This is a genomic window from Streptomyces sp. JN8 (genome assembly GCF_055808075.1).
The window spans coordinates 4,966,986-4,990,535 of record NZ_CM147852.1; the positions used below are offsets into that span (position 1 = coordinate 4,966,986).

13 protein-coding genes are annotated in these 23,550 nt (G+C 71.3%); 10 read left to right on the forward strand and 3 right to left on the reverse strand.

Annotation, left to right across the window (positions count from 1 at the left end):
- Positions 1 to 15 precede the first annotated feature (15 nt).
- The gene (locus tag ACY0MR_RS21975; protein WP_473554830.1) at positions 16 to 600 is read right to left on the reverse strand and encodes a TetR/AcrR family transcriptional regulator; all 585 of its coding nucleotides are present in this window, start codon (positions 598 to 600) and stop codon (positions 16 to 18) included.
- A 121-nt stretch (positions 601 to 721) separates the two neighbouring features.
- On the opposite strand from ACY0MR_RS21975, the gene ACY0MR_RS21980 reads away from it, so the two are divergent.
- Entirely contained in the window at positions 722 to 1,576 is an 855-nt protein-coding gene (locus ACY0MR_RS21980) for an SCO6745 family protein (RefSeq protein ID WP_473561864.1), read from the forward strand.
- Between the two features lie 142 nt (positions 1,577 to 1,718).
- On the opposite strand, the gene ACY0MR_RS21985 is transcribed toward ACY0MR_RS21980, so the two are convergent.
- Positions 1,719 to 3,596, reverse strand: a complete 1,878-nt coding sequence (locus ACY0MR_RS21985; RefSeq protein ID WP_473554832.1) for an endonuclease/exonuclease/phosphatase family protein — start codon at positions 3,594 to 3,596, stop codon at positions 1,719 to 1,721.
- A gap of 119 nt (positions 3,597 to 3,715) precedes the next feature.
- Between ACY0MR_RS21985 and ACY0MR_RS21990 the strand changes: the two genes are divergently transcribed.
- The 6 genes from ACY0MR_RS21990 to ACY0MR_RS22015 all read left to right on the forward strand — a co-directional run bounded on the left by ACY0MR_RS21990 (position 3,716) and on the right by ACY0MR_RS22015 (position 17,695).
- Positions 3,716 to 4,423, forward strand: a complete 708-nt coding sequence (locus tag ACY0MR_RS21990) for an HNH endonuclease family protein (protein WP_473554835.1) — start codon at positions 3,716 to 3,718, stop codon at positions 4,421 to 4,423.
- 61 nt (positions 4,424 to 4,484) lie between these two features.
- Positions 4,485 to 5,231 (forward strand): N-acetyltransferase, encoded by a 747-nt coding sequence (locus ACY0MR_RS21995; protein ID WP_361854217.1) that lies wholly within the window; start codon positions 4,485 to 4,487, stop codon positions 5,229 to 5,231.
- Between the two features lie 137 nt (positions 5,232 to 5,368).
- Positions 5,369 to 5,707, forward strand: a complete 339-nt coding sequence (locus ACY0MR_RS22000) for a hypothetical protein (protein WP_361854215.1) — start codon at positions 5,369 to 5,371, stop codon at positions 5,705 to 5,707.
- Entirely contained in the window at positions 5,704 to 6,327 is a 624-nt protein-coding gene (locus ACY0MR_RS22005) for a type 1 periplasmic-binding domain-containing protein (protein WP_392866263.1), read from the forward strand. The genes ACY0MR_RS22000 and ACY0MR_RS22005 overlap by 4 nt, the downstream gene beginning before the upstream one ends.
- Positions 6,328 to 6,597: 270 nt before the next feature.
- Complete coding sequence (locus ACY0MR_RS22010) at positions 6,598 to 17,211, forward strand: LamG-like jellyroll fold domain-containing protein (protein WP_473554837.1); 10,614 nt, start codon at positions 6,598 to 6,600, stop codon at positions 17,209 to 17,211.
- Between the two features lie 4 nt (positions 17,212 to 17,215).
- Positions 17,216 to 17,695, forward strand: coding sequence for a hypothetical protein (locus ACY0MR_RS22015; RefSeq protein WP_473554838.1), 480 nt, complete (start codon positions 17,216 to 17,218; stop codon positions 17,693 to 17,695).
- A gap of 329 nt (positions 17,696 to 18,024) precedes the next feature.
- Here ACY0MR_RS22015 and ACY0MR_RS22020 read toward each other — a convergent pair whose 3' ends face one another.
- Positions 18,025 to 18,726: a hypothetical protein gene (locus ACY0MR_RS22020; protein ID WP_403315785.1), complete on the reverse strand. Its 702-nt coding sequence runs from the start codon at positions 18,724 to 18,726 to the stop codon at positions 18,025 to 18,027.
- A gap of 184 nt (positions 18,727 to 18,910) precedes the next feature.
- Between ACY0MR_RS22020 and ACY0MR_RS22025 the strand changes: the two genes are divergently transcribed.
- The 3 genes from ACY0MR_RS22025 (at position 18,911) to ACY0MR_RS22035 (ending at position 23,474) form a co-directional block, all read left to right on the forward strand.
- Positions 18,911 to 20,965: an N-6 DNA methylase gene (locus ACY0MR_RS22025; protein WP_473554840.1), complete on the forward strand. Its 2,055-nt coding sequence runs from the start codon at positions 18,911 to 18,913 to the stop codon at positions 20,963 to 20,965.
- An 83-nt stretch (positions 20,966 to 21,048) separates the two neighbouring features.
- Positions 21,049 to 21,840, forward strand: a complete 792-nt coding sequence (locus ACY0MR_RS22030; RefSeq protein WP_404085137.1) for a hypothetical protein — start codon at positions 21,049 to 21,051, stop codon at positions 21,838 to 21,840.
- Entirely contained in the window at positions 21,837 to 23,474 is a 1,638-nt protein-coding gene (locus tag ACY0MR_RS22035) for a protein kinase domain-containing protein (protein WP_473554844.1), read from the forward strand. Before ACY0MR_RS22030 ends, ACY0MR_RS22035 begins: the two co-directional genes overlap by 4 nt.
- The last annotated feature ends 76 nt before the right edge of the window (positions 23,475 to 23,550 follow it).

Here is a 23,550-nt window from a genome sequence, read left to right on the forward strand (position 1 = left end):
GAGGTCCGGCCTCTCCTACGGCCGCTCCTCCGGGGGGAGCCGGTCGGTGAAGAGCAGTCCGGCGAGCTCGCGGAAGTAGTCCTCGGGGTCCCGGTCGCCGAGCGCCCCCCGGACGTTCCGGGTGAGCAGCAGCGTCGCGAAGCCGTGGGCGAGCGACCAGGCCGCGATGCCGGCCGCGCGGGGGTCGGGGACGTCCGCGACGCCGGCGACGCCGGCCCGGAGTTCCGCGGAGGCCCGCTCCTTGGCCGCGAGCAGGTCCGGGTCGTCGGCGCGCAGCAGCTCCGGCTGGAACATGACCTGGAAGTGCGCCGGGTGCGCGACCGCGAACCGCACGTACCGCACCCCGCGTTCGCGCAGCTCGGGGGCGGCGGCGAGGGCCTCGGCGAGGAGGGCGTACCCCTCGGTCGCGAGGGCGGTGAGGAGCCCGGCGCGGTCCTTGAAGTGGTGGGCGGGCGCGGCGTGCGAGACGCCCGCACGGCGGGCGAGGTCGCGCAGGCTGAGCGCGCCGGGGCCCTCGGCGGCGATGACGCCGAGGGCGGCGTCGAGGACGGCCCGCCGCAGGTCGCCGTGGTGGTAGGAGCTCCGTTTCGTGGGCGTCATGGGAGGAGCCTAGCCGCCGTCTAGTCATTGACAAGTTCAGCAGCCGGACGCACTGTCTAGTCAGTGGCTAGATGATGAGAGCGAAGAGGAGCCCGCCGTGGAGTCCGGACGCGTACGTCAGATGTGGCATCTGCTCGAACCCCTGCACGCCCTGCTCTACTACGCCCCCGAGGCCTTCGAGGAGGCCGCCGCCCTCGGCTACGTCACCTCCGAGCGCTGGCCCGCCTACGTCGCCTGGCGCGCCGCGCCCCTCGGGCCCGCGGACGCGGACCGGGTGACCCGGGCCTTCCACAGCTTCAGCCCGGCGATGATCGCCCGGTACGTCCCCGCCGCGTGGCAGACCGCCGCCCCCGCCGACGTCCTCGCCGCGCGGCTCCGGGCCGTCGACCGCGCCTACCGGGCCGTCCTGGGCGAGGAACTCCTCGCGGACCCCGGCCTCGCCGAGGCCGCCGAACTCGCCCGCACCGCCGCCTGCGTGGCGGCGACCTCCGGGCCCGCCGCGGTCACCCGACCGCTCGCGGTGGCCAACGCCGCCCTGCCCCGGCCCGAGGCCCCGCACCTGGACCTCTGGCACGCCGCGACGATCCTGCGCGAGCACCGGGGCGACGGCCATCTCGCCGCCCTCGCCGACGCGGGCCTCGACCCGGTCGAGTCGCTGGTCTCCTTCGCGGCGGTCGGCGCCGCGCCGGAGCACGTCTTCGCGAGCCGGGGCTGGAGCGCCGGGGAATGGGCGGCGGCGCGCGACCGGCTCGCCGCCCGCGGCCTCCTCACCGCCGACGGGGGAGCCACCGAGGCCGGCCGGTCCCTGCGCGCCGGCGTCGAGAGCCGTACGGACGAACTCGCCGCCGCCCCCTGGACCGCCCTCGGCCCGGACGGCACCGCCCGCCTCGCCGACCTGCTCGGCGGCCCCTGGCTGGCGGCCGTCGGCTCCGGGCTGCTGCCCTCGGAGAACACGCTCGGCATCGGCAAGGTGTGAGCCGGGCCGGACCGGGGAGCCCCGGCGCGGCGTGCGACCGTACCGGACCGGGACGCGCGAGGGCCCGGGCGTCGCACACGCGACACCCGGGCCCTCGCCCCGCCGGCTCAGGAGCGCTCGGCGGAGCACCCCTCGCCGCAGGTCAGAACAGCATCTCCGCCGCGGGGAAGCTGGAGCCGATCTTCGCCTTCGGGGCGTAGCCGCCGGTGCCGTCCCCCTGGTAGAAGTACAGGTCGCCGCCCTCCTCGCGGCCGACCAGGTCGGCGTTCCCGTCGCCGTTCAGGTCGCCGGGGGCGGCGAGGGCGTCGTAGACCTGCCAGCCGTTGCCGATCATCCGGCGCGCGGCGAAGGTTCCGTCGCCGTTCCCCTCGTGGAGCCAGAGGTAGCCGAGTTCGTCGACGGCGACCAGGTCGGCCGCGCCCTGCGCGGCGCCCGTCCCGTGGGCGAGGTCGGTGGCGACGACGCTCTGGTAGAGGTGCGTCTCGCCGCCGGGCTCGACGATCGGGGTGCGCGGCGCGTAGCCGTTCTCGCCGGTCCCCCGGTGCAGCCAGAACGTGCGGGCGGCGGCGTCGCGGCTGATCAGGTCCGCGATGCCGTCGCCGTCGAAGTCGCCGGGGGCGAGGAGCACGTCGTCACCCTGGAAGCCGGTGCCGGCCTGCTTCCTGGTGCCACCGGAGTACGTGCCGTCCACCGGGCTCAGCGGGTAGTGCCACAGGACGCCGGCCGTGTCGACGGCGGCGAGGGTGGTGCCCTGACGGGCGACGGCCTTCATGACGCCCCAGCCGAAGCCGACCTTGCAGGGCTTGGCGAGGGCGGCGGTGGTGCCGGAGGCACGGCCCTCGTAGCGGTAGAGGCCGCCGGCCGCGTCCCTCCGGTACACGGCGCCGGGGGTGGTGCCGTAGGCGCCGCAGTCCTTCCAGAAGGCCGCGCCGCGCAGCGGCAGGTGGTCGGAGATCCACTTGCCGGTGGTCGTCTTCGGCTCGGCGGGCACGTCACCGACCACGCCGCGGAAGAACCGGGCGCTGAAGAAGGTGTAGTCGAGCTTCTGCACGCGGTTCCCGTGCGCCTTGTCGTACATCGTCAGCTCGCCGACGCGGCACCGCGTGAGCCCCGGCGTCCTGCAGTTGCCGTACGGGGTGACGTCGTCGAAGTCGGTCTCGTCCGCCTCGACGAAGGTGCCGTACGCGCCGTCGCCCGTGGCCGGCTCGTAGAACCGGTTGAGCACGTCGCCCCAGGGGGTGGAGTTGAAGTCGCCGCTGAGGATGACCGGGATGCCCGCCTGCTCCCACTCGGTGGACCGGGCCACCAGGGCGTCGGCCTCCCGGGTCATCACCTGGTGCCGGGCCAGCTTGTCCTCGTACGCCGCGATCTCCGCCGCGGTCGCGCCCGGGGCGGGGGCGGCGGGCCGGTTCGGGGCGCCCCACCACAGGTGGACGGAGCAGGCCCAGGTCACACGGTTCTGCACCCAGGACTTGATGCAGGGGGACTTGATGTCCTCGCCCGTGGCGCCGGGGACGGTCTGCTGGATCGCGGCCTTCGTGTCCAGGGTGAGGACCGTGGACTCGACGAAGGAGCCGCGGACGAACACGGCCATGCCGTAGCTGCGGGGCGTGCCGGCTCCGGAGGAGTCGACGCAGAGCGCCCGGCCGGTCGAGGTGGAGAGGCTGCCCGCCGGGACGGTCTCGACGTAGCGGCCGGTGTAGCCCCGCGTCCTCAGGGTCGCGTCCATCCGGTTGAACTGATAGCTGCAGACCTCGACGAGGAAGATGTAGTCGGCGTTCCAGACGCCGCCCGTCGTCTCGTCGACGATCGTCTTGACGCGGGCGTCGTCCTCCTCCTTGGTGGCGTTGCAGCCCTCGGTCCCGCTGCTGCCGCAGATGTTGTACGTGTACGTCCTGAGGGGCGGAGCGGTCGCGTAGCCCACCGTGTCCGCCGCCGCCGGGGGCGCCGTCAGCACCGTGGCCGCGCATATGAAGGCCAGCGTGGCCAGCAGGGCGCGGAAGAGCCCAAATCTTCGCAAGGGAACCCCTCCTGAGGGAGTGTCGTAGAAGGGGTGAACGGTAGTCGAACGCCTGTTCCGTTCTTCCTGCGGGTGGCCCGTCCGGGTCCCGGAACCCGCAACGGGCCTAGAATCGACGGATGTTCACAGAACGGACGTTTCGATCAGCCCTGACCGCCTCGGCGCTCGCGGCCGCCGCGCTCGTCGCCACCGCCTGCACGCCCGGAGCCGGGCCGGCCGGGGACGGACCGGAGTCCGCCGGCGGCGCGGGCGGCAGGCCCGCCGCCCGCGGCACCGCCCTCGCCGCCGTGGACACCCTCACCGTGAAGGGCCGGGCCCCGAAGACCGGGTACGAGCGCGAGAAGTTCGGAGCCGCCTGGGCGGACGTCGACGGCAACGGCTGCGGGACCCGCGACGACATACTCAAGCGCGACCTGAACGGCGTCCGGTTCACCGACGGCCACTGCAAGGTCGCCTCCGGCACCCTCACGGACGACCCGTACACCGGGACCACCGTCCGCTACCTCCGGGGCCGCAGCAAGGTCGACATCGACCACGTCGTCGCGCTCTCCGACGCCTGGCAGAAGGGCGCGGGCACGTGGGACGCCGAGACCCGGCGCCGCTTCGCCAACGACCCGCTCAACCTGCTCGCCGTCGACGCCTCGACCAACCGCCGCAAGTCCGACGGCGACGCGGCCACCTGGCTGCCCCCGAACAAGGCGTACCGCTGCACCTACGTGGCCCGGCAGATCGCCGTCAAGAAGAAGTACCGGGTGTGGGTGACCGGCGGCGAGCGGGACGCGATGAAGCGGGTCCTCGCGACCTGCCCGCAGCAGAAGCTCCCGTAGCGCCCCCGACCTGGGAGAAAAGCTGTTGGCGCACCGGGAAGACGATCTTTAGCCTGCCCGCATGGACCTGAACATATCGACCCTCGCCGAGCGCCCCGAACTGGAGGGGCCGATGTGGGGCATGCGCGACCTCTGGCCCGAGTTCATGATGTACGACCCGGTGGGCTGGGCGAACATCGGGCGGATCGTGCGCGAGCTGCCGGAGTACGTGCTCGTCGCCACCGACACCGAGGGCAGGGTCGTCGCCCGCGGCTTCAGCGTCCCCTTCCGGCTCGACCTCGACGGGCGCCGCGAGCTGCCGCCGCGCGGCTGGGACGAGGTGCTGCTCTGGGCGTTCTCCGACCTGAAGCACGGCCGCGAGCCGGACACCGTCAGCGCCATCGAGATCACGGTCGACACCGGCGCGCTCGGCCGCGGCCTCTCGCACCGGATGCTGGCGGCCATGCGGGACAACGCCGCGCGCCGCGGGTTCGCCGAGGTCGTCGCCCCGGTCCGCCCCAACGGGAAGCACCTGGAGCCCACCGCCCCCATGCACGAGTACGCCTTCCGCACCCGGGAGGCCGACGGGCTGCCGCACGACGCCTGGCTGCGCGTCCACGTCCGCGCGGGCGGGGTCGTCCAGTCCGTCGCCCCGGCCTCGATGACGGTCTCGGGCTCGGTCGAGCAGTGGCGCGCGTGGACCGGACTCCCCTTCGACACCGACGGGCCGGTCGAGGTCGAGGGCGCGCTCGTGCCCGTGCACTGCGAGGCCTCGCGCGGCTACGCGGTCTACGTCGAGCCCAATGTGTGGGTGCGGCACCGCCTCTGACGCGTACGGGGTCCCGCCGCCGAGCGGGACCCCGAGGGCGATCTTCACGGCGGGGGATGTACCGTACGGCGTCCCCTGTCGTACATCCGTGCGCCCCGACCCCTCGGCGTGCGCCTCCGTGAGAGGTCTCGCGAATCGTGAACCAGGCCGTCCGCTTGGAGAAGGGCGTGGAGTCCCCGCGCCCCAAGGAACTGCCGGGCCGTCCGGCCCGGGTCGGGCTCGCGCTGGTGCCGCTGCTGAGCCTCGGCGTCCTCGGTCTGGTGCCCTCGCTCGCGTTCGCCCTGCGGCGCGGGACGCGCGGCGACTGGATCGCCGCGCTGCTGTTCACGGGCGCCTCGACCGCCTGGTGCTTCCAGATCGCGCTCACGCCCGAGGGCACCCACGGCGTCCCCTTCCTCCTCGACACGGTGCTGCTCGCGGCCACCACCCTCGGCGCGGCGGCGCACTGCCTCGCGGTCAAGGGGGGCGACCGGTGAAGACCCGTCGCGCCTGGCGCGTCTCCGAGCGGGAGGCGGCCAAGAGGGAGGCCGCGGAGTCCGGGGCCGCCCGGATCCCCGGACTGCTCGCCACCGGCGCCGGCGCCCTGCGCGGCCGGGTCGGCTGGGCCCTCGCCTCGGTCCTGGTCCTCGTCGTCGGCCTCGTCGGAGCCTGGCTGTTCGCCGGCTCGGACCGGCCGGGCACCCCGCCCGACACCCGGGCCCGCGCCTACCAGGACTACGACGCCTGCCTGTTGACCGACGAACAGGGGATCGTGACCGGAGCGCCGGCCGCCCCCGTCTGGGAGGGCATGCAGGCGGCGTCCCTGGACAAGCGCATCCGCGTGACGTTCGTCCCGGTGATGGGCGGGAAGTCGGTGGAGAACGCCCGACCCTTCCTCAACGGCCTCGTCCAGCGCGACTGCGAGATCGTCGTCGCCTCGGGCGCCCCGCAGGTGACCGCAGCCGAAGAGGCGGTCGAGAAGAACCCGAAGGTCCGCTTCGTCACCGTCGGCACGGGCGCCGGAGCCCCCCACGACAACCTGGTCCGGGTGGCGCCCGGGGCGACCCTCAAGGACGACATCGCCGCGACGGTGAAGCGGCTCGCCCGCGAGGGCTGAGCGACCCGGCTGTCCCCCGTGGGCGGCTCCGGGCCGAGTTGTCCGGAAGGGTTCCATCCGTCGGGTAAAGCGAGAGTAAAGTTCGGCACCCTGGTGTGAACTGGTGAACCGTCATCGGGCAGGCTCGCGAGGCTTTGTAAGAATCGCGTTAGTAAAGGCTGGCCCATGCGTATACGCCGGGTCCGTAGCCCTCGCCTGTTCCCACCGGGTCGCACCGGGAGACGCAGGTTGAGGGCTACGGCTCTTTCCGTACTGATCTCACTGTTCCTCATGCTCACCACCGAGTCGGCGCTCGCCGCGGGCGTCACGCTCGAACCGGTGAAGATGCCCAGGCTCTCCCTCTCGGGGCTCTGGAAGTGGGTGAGCGAGAACCCTCTCGACACCCCTGACCAGCAGGGCGGCACGGCCCGTGGCAAGAGCCACCAGGCCTCCGCCGACGCCACCAGCCTGGAGGGCAAGGCCGGGCGCAAGCCGGGCAAGGGCAAGGGCGAACTCCCGCCGTTCGAGCGGGAGACCGACGACCCCGACGAGGTGCGCACCGGCAAGGCGCCGGGCACCGCCAAGAGCTTCGACGCCCGCACCAGCAAGCGCGACGCCGAGAAGTCCACGGCCACCTCGGACTACTACGTCAACGCCGACGGTTCGACGACCGTCCGCCACTTCGCCGGCCGCACCAACTTCAAGGGCGCGGACGGCACGTGGAAGGCGATCGACACGAGCCTGACCGAGGACAAGGACGGCCGCCTCCAGCAGACGGCCAACTCCCTCGACGTCGAGTTCGCGCCGACCGCCGCCGACGAGCAGCTCGCCTCCGTCGACTTCGGCGCCGGACGCTCGCTCGCGTACGCCCTCCAGGGCGCCGCGCAGGCCGAGCCCACCGTCGCCGAGAACGGCACCGTCACCTACGCGGACGTGCTGCCGGACACCGACGTGCAGCTCGTACCGCTGGCCGAGGGCTTCAAGGAGAACGTCGTCCTGCGCTCCCCGCAGGCCGCGAACTCCTGGACCTTCCCCCTCGCGGTGAAGGGCCTCACCCCCCGCGTCGCCGAGGACGGCGACGTCGAGTTCACCGACGCGAACGGAAAGGTCACCGCGACCATCCCGCACGCGTTCATGGAGGACTCCAGGGTCGACCCCCGCTCGGGCGACCCCGCCCGGTCGCGGGCCGTCACCTACGAGCTCGTCACGGTGGACGGCGAGCCGGCGCTGCGGATGACCGCGGACCGCGCCTGGCTCGACGACCCCGCCCGGGTCTACCCGGTCACCGTCGACCCGACGGTCACCGCGTCGAACTCGACGTACGCCCAGAACACCATCGGCGGCGACCACTCCACCGAGACCCAGATCAAGGTCGGCTCCTACGACTCGGGAACGAACAAGACCAACTCGTTCCTCCAGTTCTCCTCGCTGGGCACCACGCTCGCGGGCAAGCGGGTCACCGCCGCCACCCTGAACGTCTACGCGCTCTGGTCCTCCACCTGCGCCGCCCAGTCGTTCTCGGTGCACCCGATCACCCAGTCCTGGACCCCGTCCGGAGTCACCAGCTACCCCGGCCCGAGCTTCGGCCCGGCCATGGGCACGGCCACGCCCGCCCCCGGCGCCTCCTGCTCCAACAGCGGGAACTCGGCCTCGGTCGGCGTGAAGATGCCGGTCTCCCTCAACACGACGTGGTTCAACAACGTCGCCGGCGGAGCCGCGAACTACGGTCTGGCGCTCACCGCCCCGACCAACGACATGCTCCACTGGAAGAAGTTCCACTCGGACAACTCGGCGACCGCCGGCTTCCGCCCGGCCCTGGATCTGACGTACACGGCCAACACGGCGCCGCAGGTCAACGCGTCGTACCCGCCCGAGAACTTCCAGGCCAACACCCTTCAGCCGGAACTGCTCGTGTACGCGAGCGACGCGGACAAGGGGCCCAGCCCGCTGTCGTACACCTTCGAGGTCTACGACGGCACCACGCTCGTCAGCTCCTCCGGCGCTCTGACCAAGAGCAACTGGAAGATCCCCGCGGGCAAGCTCAAGTGGTCGAAGAACTACGACTGGCTGGTCGGAGTCAGCGACGGCACGACCGAGATCGTCTACTCGAGCAGCTTCACCACCGCCGTTCCGCAGCCGCCCGTCACCTCGGGTCTGGCCCAGAACACGGACGGGCACGAGTTCGACCCGTCGGACGGCAACTACACGACCGAGGACACCGACGCCGACGTACCCGTCATCGGACCGTCCCTGGAGATCGACCGCTCCTACAACAGCCTCGACCCCCGGATCGACGGTGCCTTCGGCGCCGGCTGGTCGACGATCGCCGACATGAAGGCGACCGAGGTCAAGGACGGCGCGGGCACGGTCACCAGCGTCGTCATCACCTACCCGGGTGGTGAGCAGGTCGCCTTCGGCCGCAACACCGACGGCACCTTCGTGCCTCCGCTGGGCCGCTACGCCCGTCTGGCGGCCGCCGTCTCGCCGGCGGTCGGCTTCACGCTGACGGACAAGGACTTCACGGAGTACGCGCTCACCCAGGCGACCGCGAAGGCCGGTACGTACGCGATCAAGGCGATCAAGGACTTCGCCGGGCGCACCGAGACGTTCGCGTACGACGCGAACAAGCGGCTGACGAAGATCACCAACGAGACGTCGAAGCGCTCCCTCACCCTCGCCTGGTCGCAGCCGGCCGGTGCCACCGTCTGGCACGTCCAGACCGTCGCCACCGACCCGTCGACCGCGGGCGATGCCGCCACGGCCCAGACCTGGCAGTACACCTACACCGGTGACCAGCTCACCAAGGTGTGCCCGCCGGCCGACTGGTCCAAGTGCACGACGTACACCTACGCCACCGGCAACCACTACCGCACCACGGTCCTCGACGCCGACCCGTTCGCCTACTGGCGCCTCGGTGAGACCTCGGGCACGATCGCGAAGGACGCGATCGACGCCAACCAGGGCCAGTACAACGGCACGTACCAGAACGTGACGCTGGGCGGGACGGGCCCCCTCGCGGGCTCCACCCAGAAGGCGGCCACGTTCAACGGCACCACCTCGTACGTGGAGATGCCGAGCGCCCCCGGCGCGACGCCCTCGTACACCTCGGTGTCCCTGTGGTTCAAGACCACGCAGGCCGGAGGCGTCCTCTTCTACTACGGCGACAAGCCGCTGAGCGACTCCAATCCGGTCGCCAACACCACGAAGAACACCCCGGCGGTCTACGTCGGCATGGACGGCAAGCTGCGCGGCTGCCTGGCCATGTCCCCGGGCTGCATGTCGACGATCACGTCCACCGCGACCGTCACCGACGGCCAGTGGCACAACGCGGTCCTCACGGGCATGGCCAACACCCAGACCCTGTACCTGGACGGCGTCTCACAGGGATCCCTCGCGGGCACGATCAACGACTGGGTCCAGCCCTACGTCTCGCTGGGTGCGGGCGTGAACACCGACGGCTGGCCGTCGATGAACCCGAACGACAAGCTCGGTCACTTCGCGGGTCAGATGGCCGAGGTGGCCATCTTCTCCGAGCCTCTCGCCGCCTCCGTGATCGCCACGCAGTACCAGGCCGCCAAGCGGTCCGCCGGACTGCTGCAGACGATCACCACCCCGGGCGGCAAGACCCAGGCCTCGGTCGTCTACGGCACCACCGACGACCTGGTCCTCCAGGCCACCGACGGCAACGGCGGCACCTGGAAGCTCAACCCGCCGACCATCACCGGCTCGTCCCAGGTCTACCGCTCCGCCGTCATGGGCACCGCCCCGGCCGGCTACTGGCGCCTGGACGACACCCAGGCCGCGGCGCAGGCCGCGAACCAGGTGAACACCGGCTTCGGCACGTACAACAACGTCATCCAGGGCGACGAGGGTCCCTTCGGTCCCGGTGACGCGAGCGCGTCGACGTTCGACGGCTCGACCTCCTTCGTGGAGATCCCGTACGGCCCGCTGCACGCCAAGGCCGACCGCTCGGTCGAACTCTGGTTCAAGACGGCCGAGCCGGGCGTGATCATGAGCGACCAGGCCCGTGCCCCGAACGATCCGCTCGGCGCGGGCGCGGCGTACTCGCCGCTGCTGTACGTCGGCGCGGACGGGAAGCTCCGCGGTCACTGGTGGAGCGTCAGCGGCAGCGGCACCGCCGACTTCGGCACCACCGCCACCGTCACCGACGACAAGTGGCACCACGCGGTGCTGTCGGCGAAGGGCACGACGCAGACGCTGTACCTGGACGGTGTGAAGCAGAAGGACTTCACCGGCGCCGCCAACGACCAGTCGACGACCCGCACCTTCATCGGTGGCGGCTTCGGCAAGGGCTGGTTCAGCTCCCCGGGCGACGTCAGCTACTTCACCGGCTCCATCGCCGAGGTCGCGGTCCACTCCAAGGGCCTGACCGACGCGGACGTCGCGACGCACTGGTCCGCCTACAAGGCGTCCTCCGGCATCGCGCCGGTACGGACGGTCAAGCTGACCGACCCGACGGACAAGACGCTCACCTACGTGTACGACGCGGAGTTGGGCAACCGCCTCCTCGCCGCGATCGACACCGAGGGCAAGCGGACCACGTACGGCTACGACACCGGCGGCTTCCTGCACACCATCACGGACGCCAACGGCAACCGCTCCATCACGGGCCACGACGTACGCGGCAACGCGGTCTCCCAGACCACCTGCCAGGACACCAAGGCCAACAAGTGCTCGACCGAGTACTCGACCTACTTCCCGGACGCGACCACGGTGCTGCCGCCGATGGACCTGCGCAACGACCTCGTGCTCACCGAGCGCGACGGCCGTTCCTCGGGCCCGACGGACGACACGTACAAGACGTCGTACTCCTACGACACCGGCGGCAACCTGCTCTCGGTGACCACTCCGCCGGTACCGGGACACCCCAACGGACGGACCGCGTCCACGACCTACACCACCGCCGCCACCCCGGCGGCGGAGGGCGGCACGGCGACGGCCCCCGCCGGGCTCGTCGCCATGGTGACCACGGCCGGCGGGAAGAAGACGTCGTACACGTACTTCGCCAACGGTGATCTCGCGGAGATCACCGACGCCAACGGCGGCAAGGTGAAGTTCACGTACGACAACCTCGGTCGACAGGTCTCCAAGACCGAGATCTCCGACGCCAACCCCGCGGGTCTCACGTCCTCGCAGACGTACGACAAGAACGACCAGGTCGTCACCGACACCGACCCGAAGGTCACCAACCGGGTGACGGGCGCGGTGCACCAGGCCAAGACGACCACGGCGTTCGACGCGGACGGCAACATCCTGTCCCAGACCGTGTCCGACCTCACGGGCGGCGACACGGCGCGCACCACGTCGATGACGTACGACGCGTACAACCAGATGGCGAGCAGGACGGACCCGGGCGGCGACACCACGTCGTTCGAGTACGACCGGTACGGCAACAAGGTGAAGGAGACGGATCCCGCGGGGAACGTCAACACCTACACCTTCGACGGTGAGCAGCGTCCGCTGACCACCAACCTGCTCAACTACACCGGCGACCCGTACAACCCGACTCCCGCGACGACCCTCGTCCAGGAGTCGCGGGCGTACGACCCGGCGGGCCGGCTGGCCTCGATCACCGACGCCATGGGCTGGGTGACGGCGTACACCTACACCGACGACGGCCTCGCCGCGAGCGTGGTCCGCAAGGACCCGCAGAACGGCAAGTCGTTCACGGAGCAGGCGAACACCTACGACGCCGAGGGCAACCTGATCGAGCAGGTCACCGACGACGGTCAGAAGCGCACCACCTTCACGGTGGACGCAGCCGACCGGACGACCTCTTCGGTGTTCGATCCGAACGGGTTCGCGCGCTCGACGAAGGTCTCCTACGACCCCGACGACAACGTGGTCTCGGAGACGGAGTACGACCCGGCGACGGGTGACAGGTCCACCACGGACACGCGGTACGACCATCTGGGCAACGTCACGGGCAACACTGTTCACGACGGCACCACGGCTCCGGTCTCCCGCTACAAGCTGGACGAGACGACCGGCTTCGGCCTGGCGGACTCCTCCGGTGGCAACAACACCGGCACCCACGGCACCGGGATGCACTGGAACACCGACCGGGGCGGCAGCGCCGTCTTCGACGGTGACGTCAACTCCTGGGCACAGGCCTCGGGCCCGGCCGTGAACACGGCCGGCAGCTTCACGGTCTCCGCATGGGCCAAGCTGTCCGACCTGACGACGGGCCGCACGGTCCTGTCGCAGGACGCGGGCACGGTGTACGGCTTCGTGCTGTACTACGCGGCCAACACCGGCTGGGCCTTCGCCCGTCCCCGGTCGGACGCGCTGCCCCTCGCCTACGACCGGGCGGTCTCCGCCCCGTCCGCGGCGGTCGCCGGAGCCTGGACCCACCTGGTCGGCCAGTACGACGCCCAGGCGTCCAAGCTGCGCCTGTACGTCAACGGCACGCTCGCGCAGGAAGTCGCGGTCGCCGGAAACTGGGAGGCGACCGGTCCGTTCCAGATCGGCCGTCACAAGATGGGCGCCGGGAACTACGATTACGAGTTCAAGGGCGGCATCGACGACGTCCAGGTCTACTCGGAGGCGCTGACCTCGACGCAGATCACGGCGCTCAAGGGCGGCACCCTGCCGGCCGCGGGCTCCTCGGTCCGCACCACCTCGTGGAAGCTCGACCAGCGCGGTCTGCCGGTGTCCCAGACGGACACCGCGGGCAACGTCACGGACTACGGCTACGACGAGCTCGGCCAGCAGACCTCGGTCACCGAGCCGGCCGTCATGGCGGAGCAGAGCGGCGGGACCCCGGTCTCCGTCCGTCCCGTCTCCATGACCGGCTACAACACCTTCGGTGAAGAGACAGAGGCCTCGGATCCGCTCGGCAACGTGTCAGTGACGGCCTACGACGGCGAGGGCCAGGAGTCCTCGACGTCCTCCCCCGACTATCTGGCGCCGGGTTCCTCGACCCCGATCAAGGCCACGTCCTGGAACGAGTACAACAAGCTCGGCCAGGTCACCGCGGAGATCGACCCCCTCGGCAACCGCACCACCTACACCTACACGCAGCTCGGCGACCTGGCCTCGGTCACGGAACCCGGCGGCGGCACGACCAAGTACACCTACGACACCAACGGCGACCAGCTCTCGGCCACCCGGCCGAACGGCGCCCGACAGGAGACCACCTGGGACTACCTGGAGCGGCCGGTCACCAGCACGGACATCGTGCGCCAGCCGACCCAGCGCGCCTACACGTCCATCAACGAGTACAACGCTCCGGGCGGCGAGCTCTCCCGTGAGGTCTCCCCGACCGGGGTGACCCAGTCGTACAAGTACAACTCCGCGGGTGAGGTCGTCGAGACCACCGACGGAGCGGGGAACGTCTCGCGGTTCTCGTACGACATGGACGGCCAGGTCCTCACGGCCACCGACCCTGACGGCACGAGCAACCGGAACACGTACGACGGGTACGGCCAGCTCATCAAGGTAGAGGACCTCGACGCGCAGGGCGCGGTGCTGCGGTCCAGCAGCTCCACGTACGACCGCGCCGGAAATCCGGTCTCGCTGACGGACTACCGCGGTCATACGAAGACCTTCACGTTCGATCCGACGGGTCTCGTCACGAAGCTGGTCGAGCCGGTGTCCGCCACGGAGTCGATCACGACGACGTACGGGTACGACGTCGCCGGCAATCGGACCCGTTTCACCGACGGGCGAGGGAACCGGTTCCTCACCACGTACAACCCGTGGGGCCTTCCCGAGTCGGAGATCGAGCCGTCGACGCCGACCCATCCGGACCTCTCGGACCGGACGTTCACGGCGGTGTACGACCAGGCGGGCCGTGCCAAGGAGATGCGCTCGCCCGGTGGCGTGACCGTCTCCTACGCGTACGACGCCAAGAGCCGTCTGGTGCGTCAGTCGGGCACGGGTGCGGAAGCCGCCACGGTCGACCACACCTACGACTACGACGCCGACGACCGGATCTCGGCCGTCGCGGGCGCGGGTGAGGCCAAGAACACCTTCACCTACGACGACCGCGGTCTGCTCCTCTCGGCCTCCGGCCCCTCGGGCTCGTCCTCCTTCGCCTGGAACGGTGACGGGGCGATGACCGCGCGGACGGACGCCTCGGGCGCGTCGACGTACGGCTACGACACCGCCGGCCGGCTCAAGACCGTCAACGACGGTGTGACCGGAACGACGGCCACGTACGCCTACGGCGTCAACAACGAGCTCAAGTCGATCGACTACGGAACGGGCAAGTCGAAGCGCACCTTCGGCTACGACTCCCTGCAGCGACTGACCAGCGACAAGCTGACCTCGCCGACGGGCAAGGACCTCGCCTCCACCACCTACGGCTGGGACGCCAACGACAACGAGACCTCCAAGATCACCACGGGCGTCACGGGTGCCACCAGCAACACGTACACGTACGACTGGGCCGACCGCCTGACGTCCTGGAACAACGGGACCACGACGGAGAACTACGGCTACGACGCGTCCGGCAACCGGACTCGTGTGGGCGGCGACACGTACACGTACGACGCGAGGAACAGGCTGACCTCGGACGGCCACAGTTCCTACACCTACACCGCGCGCGGCACGATGAGCTCGGTGATGGACGAGGGCGGCCGCATCACCCCGGTGAAGGCCGATGCCTTCAACCGTGTGATGCAGGAGGGTGACCGCAGCTACACCTACGACGGCCTGGACCGCGTCCTCGAAGCCAAGGACGAGACCGGCGTCGCCCTCCACACCTTCCAGTACAGCGGCGCCGGCAACGACGTCGCCTCGGACGGTGTGACGTCCTACAGCCGCAACGCCGACAACTCCCTGGTGGGGGTGAAGACGGCGGTCTCGTCGGTCCTTGCCCTCACCGACATGCACGACGACGTGGTGGCGCAGTTCACCGCGACGGGCGAGGCGCTGACCGGCTCCACGACGTACAGCCCCTTCGGCAAGGTCGTCCAGACCACCGGCATGCTCGGCGCACTGGGCTACCAGTCCGGCTGGACCGACCCGGAGACGGCCAAGGTCAACATGGCCGCGCGCTGGTACTCGCCGCAGACCGGCCAGTTCAACAGCCGTGACACGGTCGCCACCAGCGGCGTCCCGTCCTCCATCGGGGCCAACCGCTACGCGTACGCGAACGGCAACCCCATGACGGGCGTCGACCCGACGGGCCACTGGTTCGAGTGGGCGAAGAAGGCCGTCAAGAAGGTCGCCAAGAAGGTGACCAAGAAGGTCAAGTCGGCCTACAAGAAGACGAAGGCCGCGGTCAAGAAGGTCGCGAAGGTCGTCAAGAAGGCGGCGAAGGTCGTCAAGAAGGCCGTCAAGAAGGTGGTGAAGCGGGCGAAGAGGGCAGTCCGCAAGGCGGTCCGCTACGTCGCCGACAGCGTCAGAAAGGTCAAGAGATACGTCAAGAGGACGTATCACCGGGTCAAGCGTGCTGTTCACAAGGTCGTCAAGCACGTCAAGAAGGCCGTGCGGAAGGTCGCCAAGGCCGTCAAACACGTCGCCAAGAAGGTGGTGAAGGCGGCCAAGAAGGTCGGCAGAGCCGTCAAGAAGGCGGCGAAGGCGACAGCCAACTATGTGAAGCAGCACTCTGCTGGAATCGCCGCGGTGGCGACAGGCCTCGTGGTGTTCGCCGGCTGCACGGCGCTGACCGCAGGTGCCGGAGCCATCGGCTGTGCGGCGCTCGCGGGCGCAGCGGCCAACGGTGTCGGCTACCTGATGAGTGACGGCCCGAAGAGCGTCGGTGGCTTCCTGGGGACCGTGGCGCTCGGCGCCGCGACTGGTGCCCTCGGCGGCGCCGTCGGCGGCATGGCCGCGGGCGCGGCCGGCCGGCTCCTGCAGGGCGTGGGCGGCAAGATCGCCCAGGGCGCGGCGCAGGGCGCGGCAGGTGGTGCGGCGGAAGGCGCCGTCAGCTACGGCGTCTCGTGCGTCGGCAGCGCGGAAGGCTGCAGCGTCGGAGGCGCGGCGAAGGCGACCGCTACGGGCGCCGCTGTCGGCGGCCTGTTCGGCGCGGCGGCCAGCAAGTTCGGCCGCAAGGGCTGCACGCCGCACTCCTTCACGGGTCTGACCGGTGTGGTCATGGCGAACGCCACGGCCAAGCCGATCTCGGAGGTCGTGGTCGGTGACTACGTCCTGACGGCCGAGCCCGGCAAGAAGAGCAAGGAGAAGCACCGGGTCAGGGCGGTCATCGTCACCAAGACGGACCGCGACTATGTCGACGTCGTCGTGGCCACGAAGGCCGGCCCGAAGACGATCCAGACGACGAAGCACCACCAGTTCTACGAGGTCGACCGGAACGCCTGGACCCAGGCGGCTGACCTCAAGAAGGGCCAGAGGCTCCAAGGCGACTCGGGCGCCCCGACAGTCATCGTCGAGGTGAAGCAGTACAAGGCGCAGCGCGTCACGTACGACCTGAGCGTTGAGGGCCTGCACACGTACCACGTACGTGCGGGTGACTCCGACGGCTCGGTACTGGTGCACAACGCCAATGCTGGGGACGACGACAACTGCCTGATTCCGCAGCCGAAGTCCAACGACCAGCTGAGGGCCGATGCGCGATCGATCCATGATGCGGTGCGAGTGGGGAAGAAGACCCCGGAAGACGGCCAGTACGCGCACAACAAGATGACGGTCGCCACCGGTGAATTCGGGGGTGAGCTTGTCTACACGGTGAACCGGAACAAGACTTCTCCCGCAATCCGTGAACTGGCTGCGAAGCTCGGATACACGAGAATCTTCGGGAAGAAGTACACCGGGCCCAACCAGACCGACGCCGAGCAGCTCATGGCGAATGCGGTAGACCAGGGCCGCTTGCCGGCCAATGGTAGGGTGGCTCCGTCCAGGCCTGCATGCGGACCAGCGCGACAAGACTGCGCTGGACGTATTGCCGGGTATCCAGGTATTGAACTGTTGGAGTGAAGCGATGCTGCTCTGGGACTTTGAGATGAAATCCCAGCTACCCCGGCTGGAGGCGATGTCGCCAGCCGTCAGGTTCGCGATCGCGGTACGCGCCACCGAATGGACCTTCGAGTCGATGGTGCCTCCTCTGGCTGACCTGGCCGCTCGGTCCGTGATCGAGCGGGGATTGGCGGAATGTCGTCGCGCTCTTGAGCAGGGGCTGGCGACGGCAACTGCTCCGGATGGGTTCATGGAGGAGTTGGAGGACGTCGACGACGAGGTGGAGGAGCCCGGTGCTACCCATTTCCTTTCGGCGGTCTCCGATTGTTTCGATATCCCGGCGGACGGAATGACCGCTGAGGGTGTCTACGGAATCCTGTCGTACTGTTACGAGGGGTCCGTAGACCGCGAGGAAATGCCGGAAGTGACACCCGAGGTGGAGCGAGAAAATGCTCGCTGTCTCGCGATCATCGGGTTTCAGCAGGAACTGATCTCAAGTTCCTGAGTTGACTGGTCTGAAGGATTGGCGACCCGGTCGCCAATCCTTCTCCGGCCCAATTTTCAGGGCATAAGGTGCCCCGCCGAGGAATTTGCTCGGCGGGGCACCTTCGTTTTGCTGTGAGCTCGCGAGGCAGTGATGCTCCATGTGAGGAGACTTCGGGGCCGATAATCTCCCGGGGCTGATCGGCATGACGTTGCTTACCGTTGTGCTCCTCGCGGAGGGGGCAGGTGTCGAGGAATCGAGGCCGACGGCCCAGCAGGTCGTGGGGGAGCCCCGTCCATTCGCTCGGTGGGGCACTTGCGTTCCTGGGATGCGGGGACGGGTGGCCCCCCTCAGCCCGTCTTCACCCAGTCGCCGCACCCCGACGACTTGAAGTACCCGTCCGACGCGCTCACCTTCACGATCGCCGTGCCCGTCGCGTTGTCGTTCGCCAGGATCGAGTCCGTGCCGTGGCTCGCGTCCTTCGCTCGCTCCCAGTAGCACTCCGCGTCCTTGTTGCCCGTCGACTTGTACGTGCCCGGGGCGATGTCCGCGCCCACCTTGAACATGCCGCCGTCGCCCTTGAGCGTCGTGCCCGGTGTGCCCTTCGCCTTCGGGTCGACCGCTTCCCACGTGCCGCAGCCCGTCGACTTGAAGAGCTTGTCCGTCGCCTTGATCTCGACGTACGCCGTGCCCGTCACGTTGTCGTTGGCGAGGATCGAGTCCGTGTCGGCCGAGGCGTCCTTCGCGCGCTCCCAGTAGCAGCCCGCGTCCTCGTTGCCCGTCGAGCGGTAGAGGCCCGGCTTCGCGTCGGAGCCGACCTCGAAGTCGCCGTCGCCGTCGATCGTGGGGCCCTTCGGCTTGTCCTGGGCCTTCCCGCCGCTGTCGCCGCCGTCCTGCTTCGCGGGCTGCTTCTGCTCCTGCTTCGCGCCCGCCGTGGGCCCGGTGTCGCCGCCCCCGCCCATCGCCGCGCCGATCACGACGACCGCGACGACCGCGCCTGCGGCGGTGAGGACCTTGTGGCGGGCGAACCAGTTGCGCTTCTGCTGAGACATGGCTGTGGCACCTTCCGGGCGCTGTGGGGACTCCGTTGCGGGACTCCGTGTTCCGATGGATCAATCACAGCAGAGACTGTGAACCGAGTCAACACGGTCAACAGGATTCAAGTCCGCTCACGCCGTGAACCGGATCGGGCGCTATGCTCCGTGTGTTCACACACGTACGAGGGGAGACGGACAGGTGCCCGAAGAGAGCACGACAGAGGTCACCGCCGCCGGCATCGCCCGGCTCGCCGGCGTCGGCAGGGCCGCCGTGAGCAACTGGCGCCGCCGCCACGCCGACTTCCCCAAGCCCGTCGGCGGCACCGAGACCAGCCCGTCGTTCTCCCTCGCCGACATCGAGCAATGGCTCCGCGACCAGGGCAAACTCGCCGAGGTCCCGCTCCGCGAGCGCGTCTGGCAGCAGCTCTCCGGCCACCCCGGCGGCACCGTCGCCGGCCTCCTGCACACCGGCTGCGCCCTGCTCCTCCTCCGCTCCCGCCCGGGCGCCTGGACCGAACTGGCCGCACTCCCCGACGACCGCCTCGGCGCACTCCTGCCCGGCGTCTTCGAGGAGGTCCTCACCGCCCGCCTCGGCCCGCACAGGTCGGTTCACACCCCCACCGCCGCCGAGACGCTCCCCGCCGTCCCCCTGCTCCGCGCCGCCGTCGAGCTGGCCGTCGAGCTCGGCGGCGCCCGCCAGGCCTTCGAGTTCCTGCTCGGCCGCCACCTCGACGCCAACCCCCGCCAGTACACGCTCACCCCGCCCCCGCTGGCCGAGCTCATGGCCGCCCTCGCCGCCGCCGCGGCACCCCAGGGCCGCCCCGTCGCCAGCGTCCTCGACCCGGCCTCCGGCACCGGCGGCCTGCTGCGCGCGGTCCCGCACCCCACCGCGCTCCACGCCCAGGACGCCGCCCCCGACCTGGCCGCCCTCTCCGCCCTCCGGCTCGCCCTCCACGGCGACGCCGAGGTCCGGGCCGCCGCCGGCGACACGCTGCGCGCCGACGCCTTCCCGGCGCTCGCCGCCGACGCCGTCCTGTGCCACCCCCCGTTCAACGAGCGGGCCTGGGGCCACGACGAACTCGCCTACGACCCCCGCTGGGAGTACGGCTTCCCGGCCCGCACGGAGTCCGAGCTGGCCTGGGTGCAGCACGCCCTCGCCCGGCTCCGCCCCGGCGGCACCGCCGTCCTCCTGATGCCGCCCGCCGTCGCCTCCCGCCGCTCCGGCCGCCGCATCCGCGCCGACCTGCTGCGCCGCGGCGCGCTCCGGGCCGTCGTCGCCCTCCCGGCCGGCGCCGCACCCCCGTACGGCATCCCGCTCCACCTCTGGGTGCTCGTCCGCCCCGGCGTCGACGAACGGCCCCCGGCGGAGACGCTGTTCGTGGACACCGCGGGGCTCGTCCCGGACGCCGGACGCGACAAACTCCCCTGGCCCGCCCTGCGGAACGCGGTGCTCGACGCCTGGGCCGGCCGCGGCGGCGACGCGTCCGTGGCCCGCGCCGTCCCCGTCATCGAGCTCCTCGACGACGAGGTCGACCTGGCACCCGCCCGCTACCTCGCCGCCCCCGCCGCCGGCGGCACCGCCCCCGAACTCGCCGCCGTCCGCGACCGACTCGACGAGACCCTCCGCCGCACCCGCGGCCTCGCCCCCACCCCGGTCCCGGCGCGCCCCGCGCCCCGCCCCCTCACCACCGTCGGCGAACTCGCCCGCACCGGAGCCCTCCAGCTGCGGACCGGGGGCGCGGGCACGGCCCCCGCGGGGGGCGGGGTGCCGGTCCTCACCGAGCACGACGTCCTGTCCGGGGCGGTGCCCTCCGGCGCCCTCCCCGCCGGAGGCCCCGGGGAGGAGGGCGAGGAGCCCGTCCTCGTCGCCGAGGGCGACGTCGTCGTCCCCGTCCTCGGCGGCGGCGCCGTCGCACGGGTCGTGGACGCGGCCACCGCCGGTGCGGCCCTCGGCCGGAACCTCCAGCTCCTGCGGCCCGAACCGGCGGCCCTCGACCCCTGGTTCCTCGCCGGGTTCCTCCGCGGCACCGCCAACAACCGGCAGGCCAGCAGTTTCGCCTCGACCGCGGCCCGGCTCGACGTGCGCCGCCTCCAGCTGCCCCGGCTGCCCCTGGCCGACCAGCGCAGGCACGGCGCCCACTTCAAGTCGCTCGCCGAGTTCGAGGAGACCCTGCGGCTCGCCGCCCGCCTCGGCGAGCAGCTGGTCCAGGGGCTGTACGACGGTCTCGCGGACGGAAGCGTGGAGCCCGCGTGAAGGGCCGTCATACTCTCTTGGTCTGATCGACCCCGGCGGTCCGGTCAGGCATGGTCCGGTCAAGCGTCCTGGGGGAGCGTCGTATGTACGGTCAGGTGCCCGCGCCCGCGCCGCCGCCGCGGGCCGCCGGCCCGTCGGCGGCCACGATCACCGTCCGGGTCCTCATCACGGTCCTGGTGGTCCTGTCGCTCGGCTTCCTCGCGTGGGTCGCCATGCTCCGGATCGCGATCATGCGCCGCACCGGACGGGACTGGACGCTCTTCTGGGCCCAACTGGTGCTGAACGTCGGGTGCGTGGTGCCGCTGGAGCAGCGCTTCGCCGGTACGTGGATGAACACCGCGGGCATGATCGTGCTGCTCGTCCAGATGGCGATCGTGACCTGCTACTTCCTGGTGGTCGACATCCGGCACCACCAGCCGGCCCCGGTCGTGATCATGGTTCCGTCCCCGTCCTCGCCGCCCCACGGGCCGCACGGACAGGGGCAGGTGCAGGGGTACGCGTACGGCACGCCGCAGCCCGGGTACGCCGTGCCGGGGTACGCCGCGCCCGGCCACGCCGCCCCGGGGTACGGCTACCCGCCCGCCGCGGTCACGGCGCCGGCCCCGGGCTCGCGTCCCGGCCCGCACCCGGCCCCCGGCCCGCAGCCGGCCCCGGCCCACCCGGCGTCGGCCCCCCACCCGTACGCCCCCGCCCCACCCGCCGGGCAGGCCCCGCCGCCCCCCGGGCGGACACCGGACGCCTCGCCCGCCCCGGACCCCGGCCCGGCCCCGCACCCGCTGCCCGGTCGTGCCCCCCGCATCGACCAGGTCCGCGCCGAGCTCGACGAGCTCAGCGACCTGCTCCGGCAGTCCGGGGAAGGCGACGGTCGGGCGTGAACGGGCGTGTGATCGGTGGGCGTTACGAGCTCGCCACCGTCATCGGGCAGGGCGGCATGGGCCAGGTCTGGACGGCGTACGACCGCAGGCTCGACCGCCGGGTCGCGGTGAAGCTGCTCCGGCCGGCCACCCTGACGGGCCCGTCCACCGCCGCCGACGAACTCCGCCGCCGCTTCGTGCGCGAGTGCCGGGTGACCGCGCACGTCGACCACCCCGGCCTCGTGACCGTCCACGACGCCGGCAGCGAGGGCGAGGACCTGTACCTCGTCATGCAGTACGTGGAGGGCGCCGACCTCGCCGACCACCTCGCCGAGCACGACCCGTACCCGTGGGAGTGGGCGGTCTCCGTCGCCGCGCAGCTGTGCGCCGTGCTCGCGGCGGTCCACGCCGTGCCGATCGTCCACCGCGACCTCAAGCCGCGGAACGTGATGGTCCGCCCCGACGGATCCGTCCTCGTCCTCGACCTCGGCGTCGCCTCGGTCCTGGACAGCGACACCACCCGTCTCACCCATACCGGTTCCCCCATCGGAAGCCCCGCCTACATGGCCCCCGAGCAGGCCATGGGCGGCGCCGTCGGGCCCTCCACCGACCTGTACGCCCTCGGTGTGCTGCTGCACGAACTCCTCAGCGGGAACGTGCCGTTCGCCGGATCCACCGCGCTCGGCGTCCTCCACCGCCACCTGTACGAGTCCCCCGTGGCGCTCCGCCAGCTGCGGCCCGAGGTCCCCGAGCCCCTCGAAGCGCTCGTCCTGCGACTGCTCGCCAAGGACCCGCGGGAACGCCCGTCCGGCGCGCACGAGGTGTACGAGGAGCTGCTGCCGCTGCTCCCCGCCCGCGGGGCCCCGGCCGGGCCGATGGATCCGACCCGGCCGTTCCTCCGTCCGTACGCCCCCTGGCCGGACCGCCCGACGGCGTCCGCGGTGCCGCCGGGCGCGGCCGGACCGGCGCACGGCGTTCCGGCGCAGGCCCCGCCGCCTCAGCCCGTCGGCGCGCCGCCGCCTCCGCCCGTGCCCGCCCGTGCCGACTCCGTGGGCGATCCGCGGACCTCGTACCCGCCCCCGCCCGCGGCCGTTCCCGCCCGCCCGGATGTCGCCGCCGCCGTCGACGAGGTGAAGCGGCTGCTCGGGGAGGGCGCGCTCACCCGGGCCGTCGACATGCTGGGCGGGATCCTTCCCGCCGCCGCGGTCGAGCACGGCGAGCGCTCGCCGGTCGTCCGCATCCTGCGCAAGCAGTACGCGTCCACGCTGATGGACGACGGCCAGTACCGTCGCGCCCTGCCCGAGCTGCGCCGCCTCGCGGCGGACCGCGACGCGGAGGCGGGGCCGGCGGATCCGCAGGGGCTCCAGTTCCGCTACGACGCCGCCCTCTGCCTGGAGCAGCTGGGGGAGACGGCCGCCGCGCTCGCCGAGTTCCGCGCGGTCCTGCCGTACTACGAGGGCGACCGGGAGCGCGCCTTCGACATCCGGCAGCGGATCGCGCTGCTCCTCGTGGCGACGGGGGAGCACACCGAGGGTCGGGAGCAGCTCCAGCGGCTGCTGTTCGACGCGGAGCGGGCGTTCGGCCCGTATCACCCGCTTCCGGCGGACTTGCGACGGGTGCTGGAGCACCAGAGCCGGCTGGGGCCGCGCTCCTGACGGAGTGCCAGGGTCACGACTCGACAACTGATCGGTCAACGGTTCTCCCTGATCAGCTTTTGTCCTTTTTGGCGCA